The sequence below is a fragment of the Vibrio sp. 1F253 genome (assembly GCF_041439295.1).
In the GTDB taxonomy this organism is placed as follows: domain Bacteria; phylum Pseudomonadota; class Gammaproteobacteria; order Enterobacterales; family Vibrionaceae; genus Vibrio; species Vibrio tasmaniensis_A.
The window spans coordinates 44984-69038 of the sequence record NZ_JBGONU010000018.1 but is presented as its reverse complement, the minus strand read 5'-3'; the positions used below and the strand labels follow the sequence as shown (position 1 = coordinate 69038).

Genomic DNA, 24055 nt, shown 5'->3' with positions numbered 1-24055 from the left:
TCCAATTGAATATTCGTTTTGACAGCTTATTCTCATTCTATTGACTCTAATAAAGCAAGAACAGCCCTTCATAACCGCCAATATGAATTTCAGTCACATACTCTCCGATGTTGCCGTTTTCATCGACAGGCTTCATCGGCACGTCCAATACAATCATCAGCTTCTCTGCCTCATAAAAGCTCGAATTCTTACCGTGGAAATCCGTGCGGTACAACACTCGACCATTGCTGAACTCTCTCGCTAACACCATATCTTCAGGGCCACCCGCGGCCACCTGATTTTTAGATTGATACATAAAGTACGTGAACGTCGGTAGCACGTGAGTCATGCCATAGGGTAGATCAACATGAACCATTTCTTTCATCGAGGAATCACCAACGATGGTGTAGTCAGCGGGTTGAGGTGTCGTTGTCGATAGCATCAAAGGAATTGGCTCAAATCCCTGTAGGACCTGATGACTCGGCTCTCCCAAATCAACGGCTAATAACGAACTTGGTTGATAAGCGATATTTTTAGGAACACCACTTTGCCAGAAAGTGTCTGCAGTCGTGTTATCACTCCCATAGACGTAACTATTGTTCCACTGATTAAAATAGCTGTGTTGTGCATGTCGATTGAGGTGGTAAATCGCTAGGGTCGAGTATTGGTCTTTCTTCCAATTCTCTTCACTATTTCCAAGATACTGGACTCGCCCGTAACGCGTTGTCGCCTGAAAAATAACTCTTTGTCCATTGTAGGCGAGCGCAGAATTATCCCAGAATTTAGAGATCCCCGAGTAACCACTAAATCCAGTAGACGGAAAAATGTAATGCTCTCTCAGATACAAAGACCCGGCTTCGCTAAGATGAGACTGCCCATTTCGACCCAGCAAGTTCGCCGTACCAATGTTCAACCCAATAGACGCATCACTTTCTAAAGCAGGTAGATTTTTGAGAAACGCTGAAAATTGTTGCTTGTAGAGAGCATACGCTTGATTTGAACCCGCAACAGCTCCTAACTCTTGAACATGTCCGCCAGAATGGACATAGAACTGGTTCGAGCCAATGAGTTTATTTGTGTCGTCGTTGTATGCACCATTCAAACCTTGGCTTGCCCAGCTTTGCTTGTAGTAGCGATGAATGGCTGATAAATAATCCGCGTTTGCGACGTTCGTTAACGACCAAGATGAATTCGTGCTCCACATTCGACCAAATGGCACCAGTCTTGATTCCCAACGAAAACGCGCTGTTGCCTTCTTATTGGTTCGATTTCGATACTCGCTTGGCGACAAGTAGTTATCGCCATTCAGGTCTGCAGACACGTCAAAGCCACGAATTTTTCGCCATTGGCTGATAGCATTGCCATCCGGCGTTGTGGTCGGAGCGTCGGTTAACTTAACGGTTGGAAAGCTGTTTTTGAGTTTTACTTCTTTTAAACGCGGCCTGTCGTCAGCGTTCTCACTTTGCCAACGAACTCTCACAACGTATAAACGGCCACCCTCTCTCAAAAAGGTTGAACCAAAATACTGGCCGCCACCATAACTCACCCCACTGCCATCATGAGTTGTGGCTCTTACCCAGTTACCCGGAAGGTTCCAAATCACCGATTGGTTTCTGGTCATATTGAGCGTTTTGTCTTTCTTTACATCGAGCCTTTCCCACTGTGAAACCCTTCCGTGAGAGTCAATAGCTGTTGGGTATTCAATCCAGAATTCGCCGCTGACAGCAAACTGTGAGAACTTAAAGGTCAGACGTTCGAACTGTTCAGCATGATAGACATACAAAGCCCCGCCCAGTTCGAAATTCTCAAACACATCAGCATCCCACGGAGGCTCTTGATACAGCCAAAAGCCAGCATGGTCTTCACTGGCTGTATAGCCCAAGATCATAGACTTTCCACTTAAGAGAGTATTTTCACCGTGGGTGTTATCGACTTCTGCGAGCACTGTATCTTCAGAAAAATGGAGAAAGAAGTCTTCAAAATTAACGCCATGCAACTCTGCGTTATTACGAAGGTCGTTCTCCAACCAACCAGAATTGAGCTCCAATTTTTGGTTATACATATACCCAATTGTCGTAGCTCGCTTATTGTCGGTTTTATCTGCATAAGAGCCAAATACGAGGTCACTGTTCGCAATTTCCCAATCTATGACGGCATTCGCAGACAATGGGGAGCCCGAAAGATCAACACCAGCTTCATGTTGCCCTGGCAGCACAACCGCTGTACCAACAGCAAAAGAATAGCCGGTAATTAAATATGAAGGAATGAGTGTGAGCAGCCCAGAAATGTAAGTTTTCATGATTCAAATTTCCTAATCGATACTATTGCCAATCAAAATACCTCATTCAAAATCAACATATTACGCGTCAAATTAGGGAGCAATATAAGAAAAAAGTATCGTCTAGAAAAGTTCATAGTTCAAGCGTTAAGCCCCCCGGTTCGACGAGCATTTAAGTGTGCCATCGAATGCCCGAATGAAGACAATCTGAAACTACCGCCAGCTTAAGGGGAAAATGACGGCTTCAATACAAACACGACCTAATTTTGAGGTTAAATAATCGCGTTAGTAGATAGAGAAACATAACGAGATGATTGGATTAACGCATCTAATCTCAGTTTCAAGGCTCCTCTATTGAAACTCAACTTAGATAAGCTAGTCTCGGTGATCTAAACAAGAACGATGACAACAGAGAGTGGTAAATAAAATAATGTACGTTGACTATCATAAGCGGCTGATTCCCGTTGTCCGCTATTTAGAGAAACACTTTAACGAGCCACTCAACCTAATCGAAGTCGCGGCGTTAGCCAACTTTTCACCCTACCATTTTCATCGCACTTTTAAAGCCGTTCAAGGCGTTCAAGGCGAGACGCTTGCTGATTTCATCAGGCGACTGAGGCTTGAATCCGCAGCTGATGATCTTTTCAAATCCAAGCAACCTGTCCTGAATATCGCTCTGGAATATGGTTTCTCGTCCTCGCAAAGCTTGGCCAAAGCATTCAAACAGCACTTTGGAGTAACTCCTACGGCATTTCGTGATTGTGAAGATTACCAAGCGTTTTCTGAGTTGACGCGAAATAGCAAGATTGGACACACGTTGCGCAAGAATGGAAACGCAGCAACCGCAGGCAATTCATATACTGACTCCGAACCAACAACATGGAGTAGGACAATGAAAACGCAACAATTCGAACCGTCAAAACTAGCGTATGTACGAGTGACAGGCCCCTATGGACAGGGTTATGAAGAACCAAGCGGTCGTCTTTATCAGTGGGCTGAAATGAAAGGATTAGCAGGTAACAGCTGCATCTTTATCTATCATGACAATCCAGAAATCACGCCGAACGATAAATGCCGTACCGACATCTGCTTGATGGTTTCAGACGACACTGAAGTGCCAAATGGAATAGAATTAAAAGATTTTCCCGGCGGACAATATGCAGTGATGCGCCAAACCATCACCGAGCTAAGCCAATACGCTAAAGCGTGGGACGACCTGATGAGTAAGGTCATAGAGTCCGGCATAGAAACCGAAGACCGCCCTTGCTTTGAGCTTTACCACAGCTACGATCCACAAACTCAGCATTCAGACGTTAGCTTCTGCACCGCAATTAAATAACAAATAAAATTCAGTAACAAAGCCTACCTCGCGTAGGCTTTCGTTCTTTCGTTAACGAACCAATAAAGACTCTTACGAAAGCTTCTTAAAGTCTATTGAACCACTTCCCTTGATGGTCGCGGTCGCAATTTTCTTGTGTATCGTAGCTAACATGCTTATCGATATTCTTCAGTTGAATCCCAACTTGATTGAACGCTTGTTGGATAGCCCGAGAGGCACTCTGCTGACCTCCCCCCTCTAAAAAGTTCGTTCTATCCTGATTGGTATCGAATACGCAGACGATTTTCAAACTTTGCGGGAATGAAGAGAAATTGACCGTATGAGTCACCCAAAGAAAACCATCGTAGCTTTTCAACATATCTTCACAAACGTCCGTTAACACGTCTCTGATTTGATTTTCGATCTTCTTATCTGATTTTCGCATGAAGCAAAGTTCCTATTTAACACCTTAAAAAATAAGGTTTTTCGGTCAATATTGTCTTAACCGACATTGGACACTGTGGCTGTTTCAAATGCAAAGTATTTGTGGGAGATAATTGGCGAGAAGATTTAGAGGAAACGTCTCATGCTGATCACTGATAAGGCAATCAAACATGAGCCGAATATAGAATTTACGAAAATCTTAGCTCGCCGCTTGTTCCCAATCAGTCAGTAACTTCATGATTACGCGAGAGTCTTGATGAGTCGCCATTGGCGCGGCAAGTTGTGTGTCACCTTGCTCAACTGCTTGGCGAATATTACGCACTTGATAATGGAAGCCATCGCCTTGCGCTTCGACTTTCACTTCACGTGTCGATGTTTCATAGATCTCAACCGTGAATGTATTGTCTTCGGTCGGTAGCCATGGGTTGGTGTCGAGTGTAATACAGCCTTTGCTACCTAGGATCGTAAAGCCATGCTTTAAACCGTAGTCTTCAGCGGTGTGAATTTGCGCGGTAAAACGGTCGTTGAAACGCATCATTGCCGATGATTCACAGATATTGCCATCTTGGCCACGTCGGCCGATTGCTGAGATCTGCAGATCATCAAACACACTTTCACCAAACTGGTGTTGTGCGACAGAGTGAATCAGCGACATTGGGTAGCAACCTAAGTTGTATAGCGCGCCCTTGCTCGCAGGGTTCACAAACTGATCAATCGCAGCAATGTATGAACCTTGAATAGAGCGTACTTCACCAATCTCACCAGTTGCCAGTTCTTGATGAAGCTTGGCAATCAATGGATGGTGTAAGTACATCAAACCTTCTGCGAAGAACACGCTAGATGCTTTCACCGCTTGCAGAGCTTGCTCGGTTTTTTCCATATCAACCGATAACGATTTTTCACACAGGATCGCTTTGCCTTTTTGAGCCGCTTTAATCACGTATTCGTGGTGAACGTGATTTGGTAGAGCGATGTAGATAATGTCGACTGACTCATCTTCAATCAGGGCTTCATAGCTGTTGAAGGTTAGTGTTGGTTGATATTGGGCTGCAAACTCGTTAAGTGTTTTTTCAGTACGACCAGCGACGGCATACAGCTCGCTTTGAGCATCGCCTTTAATCGCATCCGCCATTACACCTGAGATAAAGCTGGTTCCTAGGATTCCCCATTTCATGGCTTAGATCTCCTGCTCTTGTGTTTTGATAGGTCCACGTTGCGTTTCAAATGCTTGTACTAATTCCGTTATATCACGCTCAATAAACGCTTGCGTATGAGGCATCACAAAGTGCTGATTGATCGCCTCACGGTTAACGTATTGCTCAAGCAAGACAACGCGATCGCTTTGGTTTTGATCATAGCTTGCAATTGCTTGTAGGCACCCCGGCTCACTTTGCATGTCTCGGCAAAATTGCTCGATAGCTTCAATCGCAGCCTCACGATCAGTGTTGGTTTTAATCTTAATTTCTGCAGTAACAAAGATGGTTTCATTCGTCTGAGGCATTTCACGCTCTTATTTTAGTTAATTATCGGTTTGCCATTAATATAATTAACCCCTAATAATTGATAAACTCACGTTTTGTTTATTGTTTATCAACCGAGAGTGTTTAATGGATAAGTTAACTAGCATGAAGGTCTTCGTTTACGTGGTCGAGCAAGGCAGCTTTCGTAGCGCCGCCAACCACTTCAACTTGTCGGCGACCATGATCAGTAAACATGTCCACCACCTTGAATCGAGCCTCAACTCTCAACTGATCCACCGCACCACGCGTAAGCAATCGTTAACCGATTCAGGGCAGCTTTATTATCGAGAATGTAAACGTATTCTCGAAGACATCAGCAATGCAGAGAACCTGATTCAAACCTTGGAAAACCAACCACAAGGCACGGTAAAAATTAACTGCCCAGTTACCTATGGAAACAAGGTGCTCGCCCCTATCGTGGCCAAATTTCTCGCACATCACCCAACCATCAACGTTGAGCTGATGTTGAATAATGACCTTGTCGACCCTTATTCATCCGACATTGACCTGATTGTGCGAATCGGTGACCTGTCTGACTCCAGTTTAGTCGCCAGATACTTAGGGGATTATGAGATGTGTTATTGCGCCGCGCCCGCTTACCTAAACCAACATGCTGAAATCAGAGTACTAGAAGACTTGGCGCAGCACCCATCGCTTGGATTCAGTTACAGCAGCCAAGCCCCTCACACCACACCGAATAAAGAGTGTGTGCGCTTGATGTCGAATAATGGTGATGTGTTGCGATATGCTGCCCTTCAAGGCGTAGGCGTATTGTTACAGCCGACTATCTTAGTTGCCGAAGAAATTGAGCGTGGAATGCTATTGGAGATCTTGCCCGGCATGGCACCTTTCCCTAAGCCGATTCACTTGCTCTACAAAACCAAGCAACTGTCGTTGAAGAACCGAACCTTTGTCGAATTCTTGTTAGCCACTCTTTCTGAGTAACTAAGCGCTGACGAATTAGCAAAGAGGCTTCTAAGTAACGAAGAGTTTTTTTAACAACAAAACCGCTAGACTGTTTGCCAATGGCTCATCAAGCGCTTACCAAGATCAGAGGGTGTGGTGTTATGGACGATCATCTCATCACATTGGTTGAACACCATGAAGTGTTTTAGCTCATCGCATAAAGCATGAACCAACGACTCATGGTTTTTAATTCGCTCTTCCACAACCAAGTTACGGATATTGAGCAAACCACTCTTCCTGTCGACCTTGCAATCCATTCGTGCCACCAGCCCACCTTGCCAGAGAATCGGTAAGCTAAAATAACCAAACTGACGCTTAGCTTCAGGTACATAACACTCAAGAAGGTAATCAAAGTTGAACAATGATTGCATTCGCTTTCGTTGAATCAACAGGTTATCAAACGGAGACAGTATCTTTAACTTGGTTCTAGAAAGAGGCTGATTCAATAGTTCGAAAGCATCCGGCAAAACATAATAATCCGAGCCTTGAATATCTAATTTGATCAACTGCTTATCTTCAAGCATCCGCTGGAGTGTTGTCTGAATCAGAGGTTTTGTGTTCTTGAGTAGATAGCTCATTTCCGACGCTATTCCCACACCATTAGCTTCTAAATAACGCGTAATTAGATGCTCGATGTACTCTTGTTCCGTTGGTTCTGAGGTATCAATACCACTCGGCAAAACTCGTTCGGTTAGGTCATACACCTTATGGAAGTTCACTCGGCTCGGCACCATTAAGTCACCTTGCATAAACAAAGTCTCTAGTGCCTGTTTGGCAGGTTTACCGCCCCATCCGCCGGGGTTTGGTCTATCCCCTTCAAAGTCTTTCGCCATTAATGGCCCTTCGCTCTCAATGCGTTTGAGAACATGCGCCATCAGTGCATCATCCTTTTTATACCAATGCTTAAGCTTACCGGTCGCAAACCCGTTCTTTCGATGCAGGCTGAAGCGGTAATCACGCATAGGTAGATAAGCAGCAGCGTGCGACCAATACTCAAACACTTCTCGACGCTCTAACAGCTTATCCAGATGGTTAAGTTGGTAGTCTTGATTACGATTCCACAGCGTATGATGGTGAGCTCGCTGAATCACAGAGATGGTATCAATTTGCACATATCCAAGGTTTTCAATCGCAGACAGCGTGTTCGCCAAAGTGCCCCCATTGCGTTGCTTTTTAGGTGGTAACTTCTTAGGCGGCAGCTTTTGCGAAAGCAATACCAGTTTTTGCGCTTGAGCGAGTGACAGTGATTCCATGTAATTCAGACTCTAATTGATACCAATAATCGGCTTATGATTCAGCAATAAGTTCTTGAAGGATTTGCTTGTACGTTTCGACCGTCTGCGCACCAGTGACTGCACTCTTTCGGTTGAATACCACGGTAGGAACCGCTGAGATTCCCATGCGTTGCCATTCAAACTCTTGCGCTTCAATTTGCTTCAAGTTATCGATGTTCTTTAGGCGCTTCAGTGCTTTCGTTGAGTCTAAGCCAACTGCTTCAAGTTCTTGCGCGATAACCTCAAGATCGGACAAATCTTTCTGCTCTGAAAAATGAGCAGTAAAGAAGCGTAGCTTTAACTCAGTCTGTTTGCCATGCGCCAACGCGAAATCGAGCAGCACATGTAGGTGACGTGAATTCACCATTCTCATGCTGTCATAGAAATTGAAATCGAAACCAACCGCTTTGCCACGCGCCGCAAGCTGTTCGCGTGAACTTTGACTCTCTTCTGCGCTAGAGCCGTATTTTCTCATGATATGGTCACGCAGGTTTTCACCTTCTTGCGGCATATCTGGATTCAACTCAAACGGCTGCCATTCAAGTTCAATTTGCTCCGCTAAACCAAGTTCTATAATGGCTTGCTCTAAGTTTTTGTAGCCGACTACGCACCATGGGCACATTACGTCAGAAATAATATCGAGTTGAAGTTTCTTGCTCATCGTCATTCCAAGTGATCATTGATAAGGCATGTCTGCAGTAAAAGCAGGCATCCAATTTATCTTCAGACTACAACAACCTGAACAATCGTTCAAATTTAACTAAATTCAACATTAACGAACAAAAAAGCCAACTCATGTTCACGAGTTGGCTTTGACAAAAATCGGGTCGAGCTTAAGAGCGTTACGCTAGCAACTTCTCAAGTACTTGGAACACACCCGCGTCAGCGTTACTTGGCGCGCCAAAACGCGCAATCTCTTTCAGCTTAGGATGGGCGTTTTCCATCGCGTAAGAGTGGTAGCTCTCTTTTAGCATTTCCAAGTCATTGAGGTAGTCACCAAAGCTCATGGTCTGCTCGTAAGTGAAACCTAATGTGTTCTGTAGATGTTTAATCGCCGCACCTTTTGACGCTTCAGCGTTCATCACATCCAACCAAATTTTTGCACTGACAACCACTTGGTAGTTCTCACCGAATTTGGCATCAATAGTTGGGTTCACTTTCTCTTGTGAACCGTCGAAGTGACAGATAGCCACCTTGATGAAATCGTCTTCTACCGCCAGTAAGTCTTCTACTTGCTCTCGGCGATGGTAGTACTTAGAGATCTCCGCTAAAGCACGCTCATCTTTGGTTTCAATGTATGCAGACTTTTTACCACAAAGTACAACGTGTGCACCTTCAATCGCACGCGCTTCTTTAATGATCTCTTTGATGGCATCAGTATCAAGTAAGCAGCTGTAGAGCTCTTGCCCTTTGTGCATCACTAATGTGCCGTTTTCAGCAACGAACATCATGCGATCTTTTAGCGGAGCAAAGGTTTCCATCAGGCTGTAATACTGACGACCCGATGCCGCAGCAAAAATGATGTCTTGAGCTTCTAGTCGCTCATAAAGATTGAAGAATTCTGGGTCTAACTTTCCGTGTTCATTAAGAAGAGTGCCGTCCATATCAGCAGCGATAAATTTGATGTTCTGTTGTGGCATTTCAGGGCTTACCTATAAGTAAAGATTAAAGTGTAAATTATGATTTTTCGTTATCTTGTGTAACGGTTCTGCCTTCGATTATATCGCTAGAGTAGCCAGTGAATGCAATGCTTTTCGGTCGATTTCTCTGTTTAAATCTAAGATCTTGTTTATGCGCAATAAGAAGGTAAAAACAGATAAAAATCGAATATCAAGCTTAACTAAAACCATTGTTCTGAGATGCCAATTTAAGCCGACTTATAAATTTCGCATTGACCAATAAAAGAAATAGGCCTACCATTAATCGTCTTTTAACGATTATGAAAAGCGAAACATCAATATGAACGAAACTTGCTCTACAACTGGTGGCTGTGCTCTACCAATCGGACATGGTGATGTCGAAGCTGAAAAGCAAATGGCAACTCTAGCGAAAGCGCTCGCTCACCCGGCAAGAGTTCGTATATTGAGTATCCTTTCAACGTTAGAAAAATCGGGCGGCTGTTTGAACAGTGACTTGGTGAGTGAATTAGGCTTGGCTCAATCAACAGTATCAGAGCACCTAAGAATCTTGAAAACTTCAGGCTTCATCACTGCTGAATCGATACCACCGAAGATGTGCTATCGCATTAACCGAGATAATATTCAGCAATTTGAATCGCTTATCGACACTATTTTGAAATAGATTTATCGCGCTTAGTTTGTCGAATACGGAATAAATTAAGCGTATTTTTTTGCTTCCCAATATCGCCTTTCGACGATTGACGATATCAACCAAAGAGATAATATAATGAAACCAAAATTAGGTTTTCTAGATCGCTACTTAACGCTGTGGATCTTTATTGCCATGGGTCTTGGTGTACTGCTTGGCATCCTATTCCCACAGATCGAGCAGTGGAACGAATCTATGTCGGTTGGTACCACCAACATTCCACTTGCGATTGGCCTTATCTTAATGATGTACCCGCCTCTGGCTAAGGTAAACTACAACCTATTAGGCACTGTGGTCAAGGATAAGAAAGCGATCAAACTATCTTTGATCATGAACTGGCTTGTTGGCCCAATTCTGATGTTTGTGTTGGCACTGACTTTCTTGGGTGACCACCCAGGTTACATGGTCGGCGTGATTCTGATTGGTCTAGCTCGTTGTGTGGCGATGGTGCTAGTTTGGAACGACATCGGCGGCGGTAACAAAGAATACGGCGCGGCATTGGTTGCTCTAAACAGTGCATTCCAAGTGGTGAGCTACAGCTTTATGGCGTGGTTGTTCATCAGCGTTCTTCCACCAGTATTTGGTTACGAAGGCATGATGGTTGATATCTCGATGATCGATATTGCACACAGTGTTCTTATCTACCTAGGAATCCCATTCCTAGCGGGCTTCCTAAGCCGTAAGATCCTTGTGTCGATGAAAGGCGAGCAGTGGTACAACGATGTGTTCATTCCACGCATCTCACCAATCACACTGATTGCACTACTGGCAACTATCGTTCTAATGTTCAGCCTAAAAGGCGAGATGATTGTTGAACTGCCAATGGACGTATTGTTGATTGCGGTTCCACTGACTATCTACTTCACAGCAATGTTCTTCATCAGCTTCTTCATTGGTAAGAAGATGGGTATTGAATACGACAAGAACGCATCAATTGCATTCACAGCGACAGGTAACAACTTCGAGCTAGCGATTGCTGTTGCTATCTCAGTATTCGGTATCAACTCAGACCAAGCGTTTGCCGGTGTTATCGGTCCACTGATTGAAGTACCTGTGTTGATTTATCTAGTGAACGTGGCGCTTAAGATGAAAGACAAGTACTACAACGGTCAGACGGTTAAACCTAGCGTATAGCATCTACGTCTACACCTAGAACTAGAACTAGAACTAACAAAAGCAGTATCACTTTGAACAGAAAGGCTCACACGTTAAACGGTGAGCCTTTTCTTTATTCAGTTTGATCCAATTTATGTCTCGTCCAGCTTACGTTTCGTCTAATAGGCCTTTCAATGCTTGTTCAAGCCAAAGCAATGCTGGGCCTTTCGAGCGTGTTTTAGACAAAACAAGATCAACGGGCGGCGACCACGTTTTGTGATCGAATGAGACATTAATCTCCACTAAACGCTGCTTATTCAGCTCCTCTTCGACGAGGTGCCTAGGTAAGTATGCCCAGCCAATATCACTGCCAAGTACCATCTCTTTGATCACAATAAAGCTGTTTGACCACCATACCTTTCCGGCAATCAGCGGAAACTGGTCCATCACCTTGCCTTTGTCTCCCCTCAACATTAACTGACGATGCGGGAGTAAGTCCGTGAGTTTCGCCACACCTGTTTTTGCGAGCGCATGACTTGGATGACACACAGCAATAAACGGTAAGTGACCGATAAAGCATGGCTCAGAACCGACATCAAAAGCCAAGTTGGTAAACATCAATCCAATGTCGGCTCTCTCTTCGATAATTAGCGGATTGACCTCTGTTGTGGTACACGCAACCAGTTCAACTTCAGTAGCAGGGAATTGTTGACTGAACTGACTAAGGATCTTAGATAAGTTCGGAACCAGTAATGAATCATCTAATGCAATTTTGATGAGCCCCTCTTCACCGCTACCCATCGCACTAACCGTCACATTCAGATCTTCAACCTGAAGCACGATCGCTTTCACCTGTTTAAATAACTGCTCGCCTGCTTTGGTTAGTGAAGGCTTTCGAGTCGAACGATCAAAAAGCTCAACATTAAAATCTATTTCAAGATTACTGATGCCTTGGCTTACCGCCGACTGCACCTTCCCTAAATGACGAGCACTGGCAGAAAATGACCCTAATTCAACGGCATACACAAACATTTTCAGCTGTTCAATGTTGTACATTCGGTTTCTCCCAACACTTACTATCACTACATGTGATACTAATCATCTTTATATTATCATTTAAGTAGATATTATCTAGCCAAGTCATTAGCCCATCGGCGGCTATTTAATCGTAAAGAGAGTTAGAAAAATGTCACATAAAGAACGCATGTTGCACATGGTGCTATTTGAATTGGTTGCTTTGGTTTTGATGGCAGGGCTTGCAACCTATATTACAGGAAACGGCGCAGGCGAAATGGCAGGCTTAGCGCTCGCAATATCATTGATAGCGATGGCGTGGAACTACGTTTACAACTATGGCTACGACAAAATTTACGGAGCAGACCGAAGCAAAAGAACCAAGAAAACACGTGTTCTGCACGGATTAGGTTTTGAGCTTGGCTTAATGACAGTGACTTTGCCTGTCTTGATGTGGGTTCTACAACTCGATTTCCTAACCGTACTGATCATGGACATCGGCCTAGTTATTTTCTTCGTACTTTACGCGATAGCATTCAACTGGGCGTATGACTCAATCCGAGCTCAATTGGTTTCGAAAGGAAAAGTGGCAGCTCTGGTTTAGAGCGGTAAGTTCGTATCGTATAACAAGAACATACACCCAAATTAAAACTGCCAAACTACAACATAGTTGGCAGTTTATTCATTTATGCATATAAGCTCATTGGTTAACGACCTTGTTACATGGCAAGAACATCACCTAGCCCTTCTTAATTAAGTCTAATAATCCACCACTCACGAAGTAGCATCACAAATCCAAACACAAACTCCTCGTACCAGTTGTGCATTCATTTACATACAGGTAGTTTGAGCGACCACGAAACACATCCATTCGAGCAATGACGTTCATGCGAGTATCTTTTTCGAGCAAAAGTGTTCGGATTAACATTTCAAGTGACTTTGATTAACAATTTTATGCTCAAACGCTCACTTTTTATGTTCGTTTATTTTCGAATTCGCAAATATATGCACAATACACGTGCTAGATAAGCAAAACTAACAAGGACTCGAACATGACAACAAACAAACACCCTTCTTTATTTGGGCAATGCTTGGCTGAATTTATCGGTACAGGATTACTCATATTCTTCGGCGTTGGCTGTGTGGCTGCACTGGTACTAACCGGTGCAACATTCGGACAATGGGAAATCAGCATCATCTGGGGCTTCGGTGTTGCGATTGCAATTTACTGTACTGCCGGCGTTTCAGGCGCGCACATCAACCCAGCCGTAACGATTGCACTAGCAATGTTCCATGGCTTCGATAAAGCGAAAGTGCTGCCTTACATCATTTCGCAACTGCTTGGCGCATTCTGCTCTGCAGCATTGGTTTACAGCCTGTACAGCAACCTATTTACTGACTACGAAATCGCACATAACTTTGTTCGTAGCAGCCAAGACGCACTATCAACTGCTGGTATCTTCTCGACTTACCCACATGCTTCACTCTCTTTCTTCGGCGCTTTTGCTGTGGAATTCGTGATTACTGCAGTGTTGATGTTTGCCATTTTAGCGTTAGGTGATGAGAACAATGGCGCATCTCGCGGTGCAATGAACCCTCTACTGATCGGTATTCTTATCGCAGTAATTGGTGGTTCTTTAGGTCCACTGACTGGCTTTGCAATGAACCCTGCTCGTGACTTCGGGCCAAAACTTTTTGCTTACTTTGCAGGTTGGGATTTCGCACTAAGCGGTGCTCGTGATATTCCTTACTTCATCGTGCCAATTCTTGCTCCAATTGCGGGTGCGTGTTTTGGTGGTTGGTTGTACCCACGCGTTATCGGTGCTTACCTACCAATAGAAGGCCAAGGCTGCACAATTCCAAACCAATGTGAAACAGAAGAAGAAGCTGAACAAGCTCAAGCTTAATCACTAAGCGCCCCTACATTTACTAAAATATAAATAACAAAAGAAAAAGGATTCTTACCATGACCGAGCAAAAATACATTGTTGCCCTAGACCAAGGCACCACAAGCTCTCGCGCTGTAATCCTCGACCACGATGCAAACATCGTAAGCTCTTCTCAACGCGAATTTACTCAGATTTATCCTAAAGCCGGTTGGGTTGAGCATGACCCAATGGAAATCTGGGCAACTCAAAGCTCTACATTGGTTGAAGCACTTGCTAAAGCAGGCATTCGCAGCGACGAGCTAGCGGGCATTGGTATCACGAACCAACGTGAAACCACCATTGTTTGGAACAAAGAAACGGGTAAGCCGGTTTATAACGCCATCGTATGGCAGTGTCGCCGTACAGCAGACATCTGTGAAGACCTTAAAGCACGTGGCCTAGAAGACTACGTACGTGACAATACAGGCTTAGTCCTTGACCCGTATTTCTCAGGTACCAAAGTAAAATGGATTCTAGACAACGTTGAAGGCGCTCGCGAAGACGCAGAAGCTGGCAAACTACTGTTCGGTACAGTTGATACGTGGTTAGTTTGGAAGATGACTCAAGGACGTGTTCACGTTACGGATTATACCAACGCGTCACGTACTATGTTGTTCAACATCAATGACCTATGCTGGGATCAGAAGCTACTTAATGAAATGGGCATTCCAGCAGTCATGATGCCAGAAGTAAAACGCTCTTCAGAGGTATACGGTCAAACGAACCTTGGTGGTAAAGGCGGTACGCGTATCCCAATCGCGGGTATTGCGGGTGACCAACAAGCTGCACTTTACGGTCAAATGTGTGTAGAAGCAGGCCAAGCTAAGAATACTTACGGCACGGGTTGTTTCCTTCTAATGAACACAGGCCAAGAGAAAGTAACATCGAAGAATGGTCTACTCACAACGCTAGCATGTGGCCCTAAAGGTGAGCCTGCGTACGCACTTGAAGGTGCAGTATTCATGGGTGGCGCATCAATCCAATGGCTACGTGATGAAATGAAGCTACTGGCTGGCGCAGAAGACTCTGAGTACTTCGCAACCAAAGTAGATTCTTCAAACGGCGTTTACGTAGTCCCTGCGTTTACTGGTTTAGGCGCACCATACTGGGATGCTTACGCTCGCGGTACGATTGTCGGCCTAACTCGTGGTGTTAACTCTAACCACATCATCCGTGCAACGCTGGAAGGCATTGCTTACCAAACGCGTGACGTACTAGACGCGATGCAAGCGGATTCAGGCATCAAGCTAGCGAAACTACGTGTTGATGGCGGCGCAGTAGCGAACAACTTCCTAATGCAATTCCAATCAGACGTGCTGGATACTGAAGTTCACCGCCCGGAAGTAACAGAAGTAACGGCTCTTGGTGCCGCTTACCTTGCTGGCCTAGCGGTTGGTTTCTGGGACAGCATTGACGAGCTTCAAGACAAAGCCGTTCTTAACCGCACCTTCATGCCACACCACGACGAAGAGAAGCGTAACCGCCGTTACAAAGGTTGGAAGCGTGCGATCAAGTGTGCACAGGTTTGGTCTGAACTGCACGATGACGACGAAGAGTAATACTGATTATTCAGCTAATCGTTAATCATTAGCCGCTGACCTAGAAACTCGAGTAATCTAATCGACTAGATTGTTCGAACCTCAGCAAACGAAACTAAAAAGAGCACTATTTTGTGCTCTTTTTTGCGTTTCAGGCTCAAATTCCGCGTTTTGCGCAGCGTTTTTGCGGTTTAGACATGATTCCTTACCATCATTACTTCTCTCTTTTCATCAATTCGAGCACAATAGCGTGAGTTTATATTTTCGATTTTGACGCGCTAGAGCCCTTTGCGCGCAGGGAGTGGTAAGTTAAGTGAAGCAGATACCAAGACACCAGCAGATTGTAGATCTGGTAAAAACACAAGGATATGTGAGTACCGAAGAGCTCGTTGAAAAGTTCGATGTCAGCCCACAAACCATCAGACGAGACCTCAATGAACTCGCCGATAGCAACAAAATTCGTCGCTATCATGGTGGTGCAACCATTCCTTTAAGCTCGGAAAACACCTCGTATAACACGCGTAAAGCGCTTAACTTCAACGAAAAAGACGTGATCGCCGATGAACTGGTTAAACACATCCCAGATGGTGCAACCCTATTCGTTGATATCGGTACCACGCCAGAATCGGTGGCACGCGCACTCAACAAAAACCACAAACAACTAAGAGTCGTCACCAACAACATCAATGTTGCCAGCATCCTTCTGCCTAACCCAGAGATCAAGGTTATCCTGGCGGGTGGAGAAGTGAGAAACCGTGATGGCGGTATAGTTGGCGAAGCGACACTCGATTTCGTGAAGCAGTTCCGCCTTGATTTCGGTATTTTGGGCATCAGCGGCATCGACTTTGATGGCTCACTGCTCGATTTTGATTACCACGAAGTTCGTGTAAAACAAGCCATCATCGAAAACAGTCGCAGCATCTTCTTAGCCGTCGACCATACTAAGTTTGGCCGTAACGCGATGGTTAAGCTCGGCAATATCTCTCAAGCGCACATGGTCTTTACCAACAAGCAGCCACCGGAAGAGATTCTCAACATCCTTAAAGATTCAGCAATACCATTAGAAGTGATCGATACCGCTCGTCCTGTGAGCGAATAACTCAACATAAGTGCTCAGTGAGCCACTTTCTTAAATGAATCACGATTCTTTATAGAAAAGTTAAAAAAGTAAAACTTGCTCACTACCACTGTCGCTTCTATGCTCGAATTAGACTTATTTGAACCTCTGCTTTCATAAGCAGAGGTTTTTTTATGCCCAAATCACATAAAACGCGCATAAACGAAAATAATAAATGACCGCAAACGAAAGTTCATATAGGATTCAATTATGTTCTAAAATGCTCGTTCGCTCAGAAAGAGGTCAAAACCATGAGTGCTCAACAAAATAATTCAAACAACAGTACACCTTCCACTTTAGACTTGATCGTGATTGGTGGCGGCATCAATGGTGCAGGCATCGCGGCAGATGCATCAGGTCGTGGTCTAAACGTTGGCTTATACGAAGCAAATGATTTCGCGTCTGCGACGTCTTCTGCTAGCTCAAAGCTTATCCACGGAGGCCTACGCTACCTTGAACATTACGAATTTCGTTTGGTTTCGGAAGCACTCGCGGAACGTGAAGTCTTGTTAAGAAAAGCACCTCATGTTGCTCAACCAATGCGTTTCCGTTTACCACATCGACCATTTTTACGCCCGGCTTGGATGATTCGCTGTGGCCTATTCCTTTACGATAACTTGGGTAAGCGCACCACTCTTCCTGGAAGTAAGACCGTCAACTTAGCGAAATCAGGCCTACTGAAACCAGAAATGAAGACAGGCTTCGAATACTCAGATTGCTGGGTTGATGATGCGCGTATGGTGTTGCTCAACGTATTAGCAGCAAAAGAGAACAACGCAGAAGTTCGTAACTACTGCCGAGTTGAAAAAGCGCACCGTGAAGGCGGCATCTGGCATGTGACGATCCTTGATGTGATGACAAACCAGCGTTTTGAACGTAAAGCGAAAGCACTGGTCAACGCAGCTGGCCCTTGGGTTAAGCAGTTCTTTGATGATGGATTAGAGCAAGCTTCGCCTCGTAATATTCGTCTGATCAAAGGCTCTCACATTGTTGTGCCACGTATTCACGACGAACCACAAGCGTACATCCTGCAAAACAAAGACAATCGTATTGTGTTCATGATCCCTTACCTAGATAAGTTCTCGATCATCGGCACTACCGACCTTGAATACAAAGGCGACCCACGTAACGTCGCAATTGATGATGTCGAAGTGGATTACTTGATTGATATCGTTAACCAACACTTTGTTAAACAGCTCGGTCGTGAAGACGTGGTTTGGACATACAGTGGCGTAAGACCGCTTTGTGACGACGAATCGGATTCACCACAAGCGATCACTCGTGACTACACATTGGAATTGGACGCAGAGCTCGATCAAGCACCACTGCTTTCGATCTTCGGTGGCAAGTTAACTACTTATCGTAAACTCGGCGAAGCGGCACTTAAGAAGCTTGAGCCACACCTAACCAACATGGGCGCACCATGGACAGCGAACGACACGCTTCCAGGTGGTAACTTTAGTTGCAGCAGAGAGCAGCTTGCGAAGATGATCCACACTAAATACCCTTGGGCATCTGAAGCGCTATTGCTTCGCTACGTGACTCAATTTGGTACTTACACATGGAAACTATTGGAAGGCGCAAATAGCGAAGCTGACCTTGGCATTCAATTCTCAAGCGAGGCACATGGCGTTTATCAAGTTGAGATCGATTACTTGATCAATGAAGAGATGGCGATGACAGACGAAGACATCTTGTGGCGCAGAACCAAACTTGGCCTGTATATGAGCGAATCCGAGCAGCAAGCGGTGACGGATTACCTGAAAGAGAAGCTACAAAGCAAGGTTGTAAGCTTTTCTCAAGTAGGCTAACCCCACCAGCTTAAACATGGTTCAAGAACATACTTAACAACGAAGCTTAGCGTCCCCCGCGCTAAGCTTTTTTATTGCCTGCTATTCCGGCCTAAGAACTCGATCAGATAAATCTCTCGATTGATCGTCTCCTTCGCACGGACTGAGGCTTTGTTCACTCCCCCATTTTCAACAAAAACTAAATAGTGTTTTATTAATCCGGTTGATTATCAACTTCATAAAAGGTTGCTATTCTTTACCTCAACGAAACAACACATTTAAAAACGCTCACCATGTCAGCGCTTTAATAAGGAATCTATTCCATGCAAAAAGTTATTCTGCTCACAGGCTCTACCGATGGTATCGGCTTCGAAACGGCAAAAATACTTGTTCAACAAGGCCACCACGTTTTATTGCATGGACGTAACCCAAGCAAGCTCAAAGACGTAGAGCAGCAGCTCGTGGCTATCTCTGATGAAGCGAAAATTCAAAGTTACGTGGCAGACTTGTCTGTTCTGGCTGATGTGGATGCGTTGGCTGACAAAGTAATTGCTGAGCACGATAAGATTAATGTACTGATTAACAACGCAGGTGTGTTCAACACTCCGAACCCAATTACTAAAGACGGTTTAGATGTTCGTTTTGTTGTGAATACTATTTCACCATACCACCTGACTAAACGTCTGCTACCTGTGCTCGATGCATCTAGCCGAGTAGTGAACCTATCTTCAGCGGCGCAAGCAGCAGTGAACATCGAAGCGCTAGAAGGTAAAAAACCGCTTTCTGATGGTGACGCTTACGCACAAAGCAAGCTTGCGATCACCATGTGGACTCGCGAGATGGCAAAAGAGTTAGGCTCTGTTGCGGTCAACCCAGCTTCGTTACTAGGCAGTAAGATGGTGAAAGACGCTTACGGCATTGCAGGCGGCGACCTAAGCATCGGTTCTGATATTCTGGTTCGCGCATCATTGTCTGATGAGTTTGCACAAGCAGGCGGTCAATACTTTGATAACGACAACAACACGTTTGCGAACCCGCACCCAGATGCGATATACGGTGATAAATCACAGCAAGTTGTCGCTAAAATTGAAGAGATTATCAAAGCAACGCTTTCTTAATTGCGACGACTCATGATGAGTTGATTTGCAAATCTCAATAAAAAAGCCCTGTGTTTCTAATAAATTAACTTAGAAACACAGGGCTTTCGTACAACGTTTGTCTCTACGTTTGCTCCCAATACGGCGGATTACCATAATATTCAGAGAAGTAGTCAATGAAGGCTCTCACCTTTGGTGCCAGTAACCTTGTACTTGGGTACACCGCCCAAATCGCAGGCTCTGAGGTTAATGGGTAATCTTCTAATATTTGAACCAGCTGACCGCTTTTCAGTTGTTCATAGGCACACCAATTCGACGTCACCGTGATACCCATACCACCTGACGCTGCGTCACGCAGTGCTTCTCCGTTATCAGCCCTGAACGACCCAGATGCCTTAATCGTCTTAGGCCCGCTTTCAGTACTGAAGGTCCAGTTTTCTAAACCAATCAAGCTAATACACTGATGATCGTTAAGATCTCGAGGTGTAGCTGGCTTACCATATTTGATTAAGTAATCAGGCGATGCACACACAATACGTTTGTCTGTCGCCAATTTTCGGGCAATCAGTGTCGAGTCTTTCAGCTCCGAGATACGAATCGCGATATCAAAGCCACCCTCAACAACATCCACCATCGAGTCTGATAGCCTGAGATCGACTTTTAACCCAGGGTAGCGCTCTAAGAATCCAGGTAAAGCAGGCACAAGATGCAAACGCCCAAAAGACGCAGATGCGGTAACTCGCAGCGTTCCGGTTGGAGAATCACAACCCACACCGACCGCCGATTTGGCAGCATCCACACTCGATAGCACTTCTTCAGCATGGGGTAAGAATGCTTCCCCCTCTTCGGTTAAAGAGACCTTACGAGTGGTTCTGTGGACCAAGCGAACGCCTAAATTGTCTTCCAGTTTACTGATGTGCGAGCTTGCAACAGCAGGAGATAAACCAAGCTCTTGCCCAGCCATGCTGATGTTGTGTGTGGAAGCTAAACGAACAAACAATTTGAGGTGTTCAATATTCATGAGATTACCAATAAAATCTTAAAAATCGTGTACCAGCAACCCTCATTATGCGTCATTCACATAACAATACAACGTATTAACTCAGTTGAATTGTGAAGAAGTGATTGAGCCAAAACGAAAAAAACTCCCGAAGGAGTTTTTGTCTAAGTCTGTAATTCGCCATTTAGCTAGTCAGCAAAATTACCAACTCACTAGCCCGTTAAACGAGCATGCAGTGAATCTTTAAGCTCAGAACGATCATGTTTCAATTGGTGCATCGAGCCGTCATCAATGGGTGAATCTTTCAGCTCTAGTTTACGAATCTCTTTATCAAGGTTGTCGTATGTCTTCATATCTTCTGCAAAGCCATCGTCAGTTTTAGCAAGCTCAGCAATTTTGTCTTTCATTTCAGGAAATTCGTGAACAAGAGAGTGATTTTCACCTAGCATAGAAACCTCTTAAGTTGAGTAAAGTGATTGGTAGTACACATTCATTATTTACCTTAGCAAGGGACTCAAATAACAAATGAGATCCAGTACACAGCCTAGAATATAGACAGTTCAGATTCACAAATTTACAACATCCACCTAAAAAATAAGATGCTTTACATAGAAGAAAGCCTCACGTAATCGCAAGGCTTTGTAGAGGTGAGTTATTTATAAGAACAGTGACAGAAATGATAATAACAGCAGCTAAAAAGTATTTTCAAAAAAGGATTAGCTGCTACACCCACCAGAATGAACTCGATTCATTTGATCATGTGAAGATGTGTCAGAGCCTGTCGATTGGCATCCCGCCACAAACAATAGCGTTACAGATAAGATAAGCCATTTCATAATTAATCCTCTTTTAGTCATAACTAAAGCATAGTGCTTAAAAGCGCGAATACCTCAGTCATTAACTAAAGCCTTACCTGCCGATAAAGCCTTAGTTAATGAACAAAGCATCGCTTCATTAATTAACGACCAGTCTCCGTGCAAAAAACTTTCACCAAACGAACAAAAAACAGTCACAACTCTCTCTAAGCTTCACAATAACCGGCCCTTCAATTCCTTTCAGTTATTATCTAAATAACATCAATTCATTTTTAGAATCACCACCAAACCGATACATTAGTGTCATCTCCTAATGACGACCTCAAGGTAAACGATATGAAAAAGACCATTTTAGCAACACTGATTACCATCACATCAATGCAAACAATGGCAGCAGTTGAAGTAACCGACGAAAACTTCGCTCGTGCAGAAAGCGACCTTTACTTCACTCAACAGTTAGAGCATCAACCGGTTAATGTTTTTGAGCATAATCGTGAGAACGTAACGGTAGAGAACCAAATGATTATCCGCTCTAACACCGACCTGCTCTATTCAACCGCGGTTGTCGATGTCTCAGAAGGCGCAACATTCAAACTGGCGAAAGGCGATGCGTACCAAATCATGCATATCTTCAATAACAATCATGATAACCACATGGCCATTTATGGTGGCGAAGAAATTTACATCGACTCAGAAATCGCAGGTTCAGACTACATCTACATACTGATGCGAACTGCAACAAGTGCTGGCGCAGATGAAGCGCATCGACTGCAAGATGCGGCGGTCATTAATGCGAAATCAGCTAAGCCTTTTGAACCTGCTTCAGATTGGGATGATGCTTCTCGAGATAACGTCCGAGCAAAATGGGAGAAGCTAGTTAATGACATCAAGACAGAAGAAGCCTTCACACCAAACATCACAGCAACATCAGATAACAAGCAGTTTATGATAGGTACTGCGGTGGGCTGGGCTGGTATGCCGGCAGAGCATGCTGTTTATACATCACGAGCGGGCACAGGTAAAACAGAATGTGCAAACATCACGTTTGAAGCACCCTCATTACGTTATGACGAAGGCGGTTATTGGTCAATTACGGCCTATTCAAGCCAAGGCTGGTTGATGACGAACAACAACAGTGCTGATTCAACGACATCAACACCCAATAAAGACGGTTCTTACACGATCCACTTTGCGCCAAAAGGGCAAACCTGTGACGCTGCAAATAACGTAATTGAAGTAAACGATGATGGCTGGAACTTTGCGGTTCGTGCATACCGTCCTAGTGATGAAGCGGTAGCATCAGGTGAGATGCACAACTTCCCACAGGTCACTGCTCAATAGCGGGGAATAACGACTGAGTTGCGAGTGATTAGTGTTAATTAACTGGCAATAACAGCTGCTAACAATAACAGCTACTAACAATAACCTAGCCTCTCATTTGAGAGGCTTATTGCTTTTCTTTTATGATGGTTTGGGAGGTAGTGATAATTTTTCGCTTAAGCCATTGATTCATCGGGTGCATTCTCTTGTTATGAGATTCCACCAGCACGATTTTTTTGAGCTCTTCCGGTGCATAATCAGGAAAAGAGAGATAATCGAACTCTTCATTAAGATAAAGAGCAAGCTGCTTGGAACACGGTAGAATCATGTCACTTTGTTTAATGACCTCTAATAGCGTGTGCAAATACGAGCTTCTTGCTTTCACTTTAAGCTGCTCTGTCGACAAATGCTTGGCGATATAAGGCTGAATATCATTCCACCCCGGTATCACCAAACTCGCGTATTCCGCTTCATCTATCTCTTGCTGTGAAATCACTTTGCCAGCTAATGGATGGCCGGTTTTAACCAACCCGACAAAGTCATCCTCACCGATAATCTGATGGGTAAACTGCTTATTCGTGTCGATTGGAGAAAAGTTGATAGCTGCTTGTATCTCGCCATCCAACAATTTTTTCAGGCGTTTGAGAGCCCCAATTAACAATATTGACTTGAGCATTGGGCGCTTCTTGAATGAGACCAAGGCATAAACGCGCACCAAGCCAGTTCGAGATAAAACCGTTAATTGCAATCGTGATGTTGCCTTGATACTCGGCAGGGTCAAAGCTTGGGGTTTCAAGAATCACGTCGTCCAAGCTTTCCATGATCATTGGCAGCCGTTCACCAAGCTCTAACGCACGTGGAGTTGGCTTCAAACCGGAATGGACACGAGTAAACAATTCGTCATCAAAGTATTCTCTCAATCGCCCTAGTGCTTTACTCACTGCGGGCTGACTCAGCGCCAATTTATTGCCAGCAATGCGAGTATTTTGGGTTTCTAGCAAAACCAGAAAAACGCGGATTAAATTGAGATCCAATTGTTTCATAGTTACCTGTCATTAAAGTTTGGTCAGGGAGATATTTAGCCGTCTGGCGATAAACGCTAACTTAGCGAATATCTCTCTCATTATGGCTCATTTGACGATTGATTCGCTTAACGATCTTTAACTCTTTCTTACTCTCTAGACAAACTAAACAATAAATCATCATAGAAAAAAGCAGAACTTCAATTCCTTAA

The 24055-nt window shown here is 44.3% G+C and carries 21 protein-coding genes and 1 pseudogene; 11 read left to right on the top strand and 11 right to left on the bottom strand.

Annotated elements, in window-relative coordinates; translation table 11 throughout:
- Positions 1-46: 46 nt before the first annotated feature.
- On the bottom strand, positions 47-2278 hold the full coding sequence (locus ACED28_RS11260) for a hypothetical protein (protein WP_371709880.1): 2232 nt from the start codon (positions 2276-2278) through the stop codon (positions 47-49).
- Positions 2279-2687: 409 nt separating this feature from the next.
- On the opposite strand from ACED28_RS11260, the gene ACED28_RS11255 reads away from it, so the two are divergent.
- Entirely contained in the window at positions 2688-3596 is a 909-nt protein-coding gene (locus ACED28_RS11255) for a GyrI-like domain-containing protein (protein ID WP_371709879.1), read from the top strand.
- 85 nt (positions 3597-3681) lie between these two features.
- Here ACED28_RS11255 and ACED28_RS11250 read toward each other — a convergent pair whose 3' ends face one another.
- The 3 genes from ACED28_RS11250 to ACED28_RS11240 all read right to left on the bottom strand — a co-directional run bounded on the left by ACED28_RS11250 (position 3682) and on the right by ACED28_RS11240 (position 5520).
- On the bottom strand, positions 3682-4020 hold the full coding sequence (locus ACED28_RS11250) for a Fis family transcriptional regulator (RefSeq protein WP_371709878.1): 339 nt from the start codon (positions 4018-4020) through the stop codon (positions 3682-3684).
- Between the two features lie 198 nt (positions 4021-4218).
- Entirely contained in the window at positions 4219-5193 is a 975-nt protein-coding gene (locus ACED28_RS11245; protein ID WP_371709877.1) for a Gfo/Idh/MocA family protein, read from the bottom strand.
- A gap of 3 nt (positions 5194-5196) precedes the next feature.
- A complete protein-coding gene (locus tag ACED28_RS11240; RefSeq protein ID WP_371709876.1) occupies positions 5197-5520 on the bottom strand; it encodes a putative quinol monooxygenase in 324 nt (107 codons plus the stop codon).
- A 106-nt stretch (positions 5521-5626) separates the two neighbouring features.
- Between ACED28_RS11240 and ACED28_RS11235 the strand changes: the two genes are divergently transcribed.
- Complete coding sequence (locus tag ACED28_RS11235; RefSeq protein ID WP_371709875.1) at positions 5627-6484, top strand: LysR substrate-binding domain-containing protein; 858 nt, start codon at positions 5627-5629, stop codon at positions 6482-6484.
- 65 nt (positions 6485-6549) lie between these two features.
- On the opposite strand, the gene ACED28_RS11230 is transcribed toward ACED28_RS11235, so the two are convergent.
- The 3 genes from ACED28_RS11230 to ACED28_RS11220 form a co-directional block, all read right to left on the bottom strand.
- A complete protein-coding gene (locus ACED28_RS11230) occupies positions 6550-7758 on the bottom strand; it encodes a winged helix-turn-helix domain-containing protein (protein WP_371709874.1) in 1209 nt (402 codons plus the stop codon).
- A 34-nt stretch (positions 7759-7792) separates the two neighbouring features.
- A complete protein-coding gene (locus ACED28_RS11225) occupies positions 7793-8440 on the bottom strand; it encodes a DsbA family oxidoreductase (protein WP_017096299.1) in 648 nt (215 codons plus the stop codon).
- Positions 8441-8621: 181 nt separating this feature from the next.
- On the bottom strand, positions 8622-9419 hold the full coding sequence (locus ACED28_RS11220; RefSeq protein WP_371709873.1) for a Cof-type HAD-IIB family hydrolase: 798 nt from the start codon (positions 9417-9419) through the stop codon (positions 8622-8624).
- A gap of 319 nt (positions 9420-9738) precedes the next feature.
- Between ACED28_RS11220 and ACED28_RS11215 the strand changes: the two genes are divergently transcribed.
- Both ACED28_RS11215 and arsB read left to right on the top strand, forming a co-directional pair.
- The gene (locus ACED28_RS11215; protein WP_016794841.1) at positions 9739-10080 is read left to right on the top strand and encodes a helix-turn-helix transcriptional regulator; all 342 of its coding nucleotides are present in this window, start codon (positions 9739-9741) and stop codon (positions 10078-10080) included.
- Positions 10081-10185: 105 nt separating this feature from the next.
- Positions 10186-11241, top strand: coding sequence for an ACR3 family arsenite efflux transporter (arsB, locus tag ACED28_RS11210; protein WP_017102293.1), 1056 nt, complete (start codon positions 10186-10188; stop codon positions 11239-11241).
- 129 nt (positions 11242-11370) lie between these two features.
- Here the strand turns inward: arsB and ACED28_RS11205 are convergent, their stop codons facing one another.
- The gene (locus ACED28_RS11205; RefSeq protein WP_102511238.1) at positions 11371-12258 is read right to left on the bottom strand and encodes a LysR family transcriptional regulator; all 888 of its coding nucleotides are present in this window, start codon (positions 12256-12258) and stop codon (positions 11371-11373) included.
- A 130-nt stretch (positions 12259-12388) separates the two neighbouring features.
- Between ACED28_RS11205 and ACED28_RS11200 the strand changes: the two genes are divergently transcribed.
- From ACED28_RS11200 to ACED28_RS11175, 6 genes are all read left to right on the top strand, one after another.
- Positions 12389-12820 carry a PACE efflux transporter gene (locus tag ACED28_RS11200; RefSeq protein ID WP_012600123.1) on the top strand — a complete coding sequence of 144 codons (432 nt, stop codon included), beginning with the start codon at positions 12389-12391 and terminating at the stop codon, positions 12818-12820.
- 448 nt (positions 12821-13268) lie between these two features.
- On the top strand, positions 13269-14123 hold the full coding sequence (locus ACED28_RS11195) for an MIP/aquaporin family protein (RefSeq protein WP_269335191.1): 855 nt from the start codon (positions 13269-13271) through the stop codon (positions 14121-14123).
- Between the two features lie 59 nt (positions 14124-14182).
- Complete coding sequence (gene glpK, locus ACED28_RS11190) at positions 14183-15703, top strand: glycerol kinase GlpK (RefSeq protein WP_371709872.1); 1521 nt, start codon at positions 14183-14185, stop codon at positions 15701-15703.
- Between the two features lie 292 nt (positions 15704-15995).
- Positions 15996-16781, top strand: coding sequence for a DeoR/GlpR family transcriptional regulator (locus ACED28_RS11185; RefSeq protein ID WP_004732237.1), 786 nt, complete (start codon positions 15996-15998; stop codon positions 16779-16781).
- Between the two features lie 269 nt (positions 16782-17050).
- The gene (gene glpD / locus ACED28_RS11180; RefSeq protein ID WP_371709871.1) at positions 17051-18610 is read left to right on the top strand and encodes a glycerol-3-phosphate dehydrogenase; all 1560 of its coding nucleotides are present in this window, start codon (positions 17051-17053) and stop codon (positions 18608-18610) included.
- Positions 18611-18912: 302 nt separating this feature from the next.
- Entirely contained in the window at positions 18913-19707 is a 795-nt protein-coding gene (locus tag ACED28_RS11175; protein ID WP_371709870.1) for an SDR family NAD(P)-dependent oxidoreductase, read from the top strand.
- Positions 19708-19810: 103 nt separating this feature from the next.
- Here ACED28_RS11175 and ACED28_RS11170 read toward each other — a convergent pair whose 3' ends face one another.
- The gene (locus ACED28_RS11170) at positions 19811-20707 is read right to left on the bottom strand and encodes a LysR family transcriptional regulator (RefSeq protein ID WP_017082584.1); all 897 of its coding nucleotides are present in this window, start codon (positions 20705-20707) and stop codon (positions 19811-19813) included.
- A gap of 191 nt (positions 20708-20898) precedes the next feature.
- On the bottom strand, positions 20899-21135 hold the full coding sequence (locus tag ACED28_RS11165; protein ID WP_065606862.1) for a YdcH family protein: 237 nt from the start codon (positions 21133-21135) through the stop codon (positions 20899-20901).
- A gap of 666 nt (positions 21136-21801) precedes the next feature.
- Between ACED28_RS11165 and ACED28_RS11160 the strand changes: the two genes are divergently transcribed.
- Entirely contained in the window at positions 21802-22842 is a 1041-nt protein-coding gene (locus tag ACED28_RS11160) for a DUF1214 domain-containing protein (protein WP_017096307.1), read from the top strand.
- Positions 22843-22948: 106 nt separating this feature from the next.
- On the opposite strand, the pseudogene ACED28_RS11155 reads toward ACED28_RS11160, so the two are convergent.
- Positions 22949-23864, bottom strand: a pseudogene (locus ACED28_RS11155) (LysR family transcriptional regulator).
- Positions 23865-24055: the final 191 nt, after the last annotated feature.

Coding starts and splice junctions, on each gene's coding strand:
- ACED28_RS11260 (WP_371709880.1), bottom strand. CDS start 2,278: ATGAAAACTTACATTTCTGGGCTGCTCACACTCATTCCTTCATATTTA.
- ACED28_RS11255 (WP_371709879.1), top strand. CDS start 2,688: ATGTACGTTGACTATCATAAGCGGCTGATTCCCGTTGTCCGCTATTTA.
- ACED28_RS11250 (WP_371709878.1), bottom strand. CDS start 4,020: ATGCGAAAATCAGATAAGAAGATCGAAAATCAAATCAGAGACGTGTTA.
- ACED28_RS11245 (WP_371709877.1), bottom strand. CDS start 5,193: ATGAAATGGGGAATCCTAGGAACCAGCTTTATCTCAGGTGTAATGGCG.
- ACED28_RS11240 (WP_371709876.1), bottom strand. CDS start 5,520: ATGCCTCAGACGAATGAAACCATCTTTGTTACTGCAGAAATTAAGATT.
- ACED28_RS11235 (WP_371709875.1), top strand. CDS start 5,627: ATGGATAAGTTAACTAGCATGAAGGTCTTCGTTTACGTGGTCGAGCAA.
- ACED28_RS11230 (WP_371709874.1), bottom strand. CDS start 7,758: ATGGAATCACTGTCACTCGCTCAAGCGCAAAAACTGGTATTGCTTTCG.
- ACED28_RS11225 (WP_017096299.1), bottom strand. CDS start 8,440: ATGAGCAAGAAACTTCAACTCGATATTATTTCTGACGTAATGTGCCCA.
- ACED28_RS11220 (WP_371709873.1), bottom strand. CDS start 9,419: ATGCCACAACAGAACATCAAATTTATCGCTGCTGATATGGACGGCACT.
- ACED28_RS11215 (WP_016794841.1), top strand. CDS start 9,739: ATGAACGAAACTTGCTCTACAACTGGTGGCTGTGCTCTACCAATCGGA.
- arsB (WP_017102293.1), top strand. CDS start 10,186: ATGAAACCAAAATTAGGTTTTCTAGATCGCTACTTAACGCTGTGGATC.
- ACED28_RS11205 (WP_102511238.1), bottom strand. CDS start 12,258: ATGTACAACATTGAACAGCTGAAAATGTTTGTGTATGCCGTTGAATTA.
- ACED28_RS11200 (WP_012600123.1), top strand. CDS start 12,389: ATGTCACATAAAGAACGCATGTTGCACATGGTGCTATTTGAATTGGTT.
- ACED28_RS11195 (WP_269335191.1), top strand. CDS start 13,269: ATGACAACAAACAAACACCCTTCTTTATTTGGGCAATGCTTGGCTGAA.
- glpK (WP_371709872.1), top strand. CDS start 14,183: ATGACCGAGCAAAAATACATTGTTGCCCTAGACCAAGGCACCACAAGC.
- glpD (WP_371709871.1), top strand. CDS start 17,051: ATGAGTGCTCAACAAAATAATTCAAACAACAGTACACCTTCCACTTTA.
- ACED28_RS11175 (WP_371709870.1), top strand. CDS start 18,913: ATGCAAAAAGTTATTCTGCTCACAGGCTCTACCGATGGTATCGGCTTC.
- ACED28_RS11170 (WP_017082584.1), bottom strand. CDS start 20,707: ATGAATATTGAACACCTCAAATTGTTTGTTCGTTTAGCTTCCACACAC.
- ACED28_RS11165 (WP_065606862.1), bottom strand. CDS start 21,135: ATGCTAGGTGAAAATCACTCTCTTGTTCACGAATTTCCTGAAATGAAA.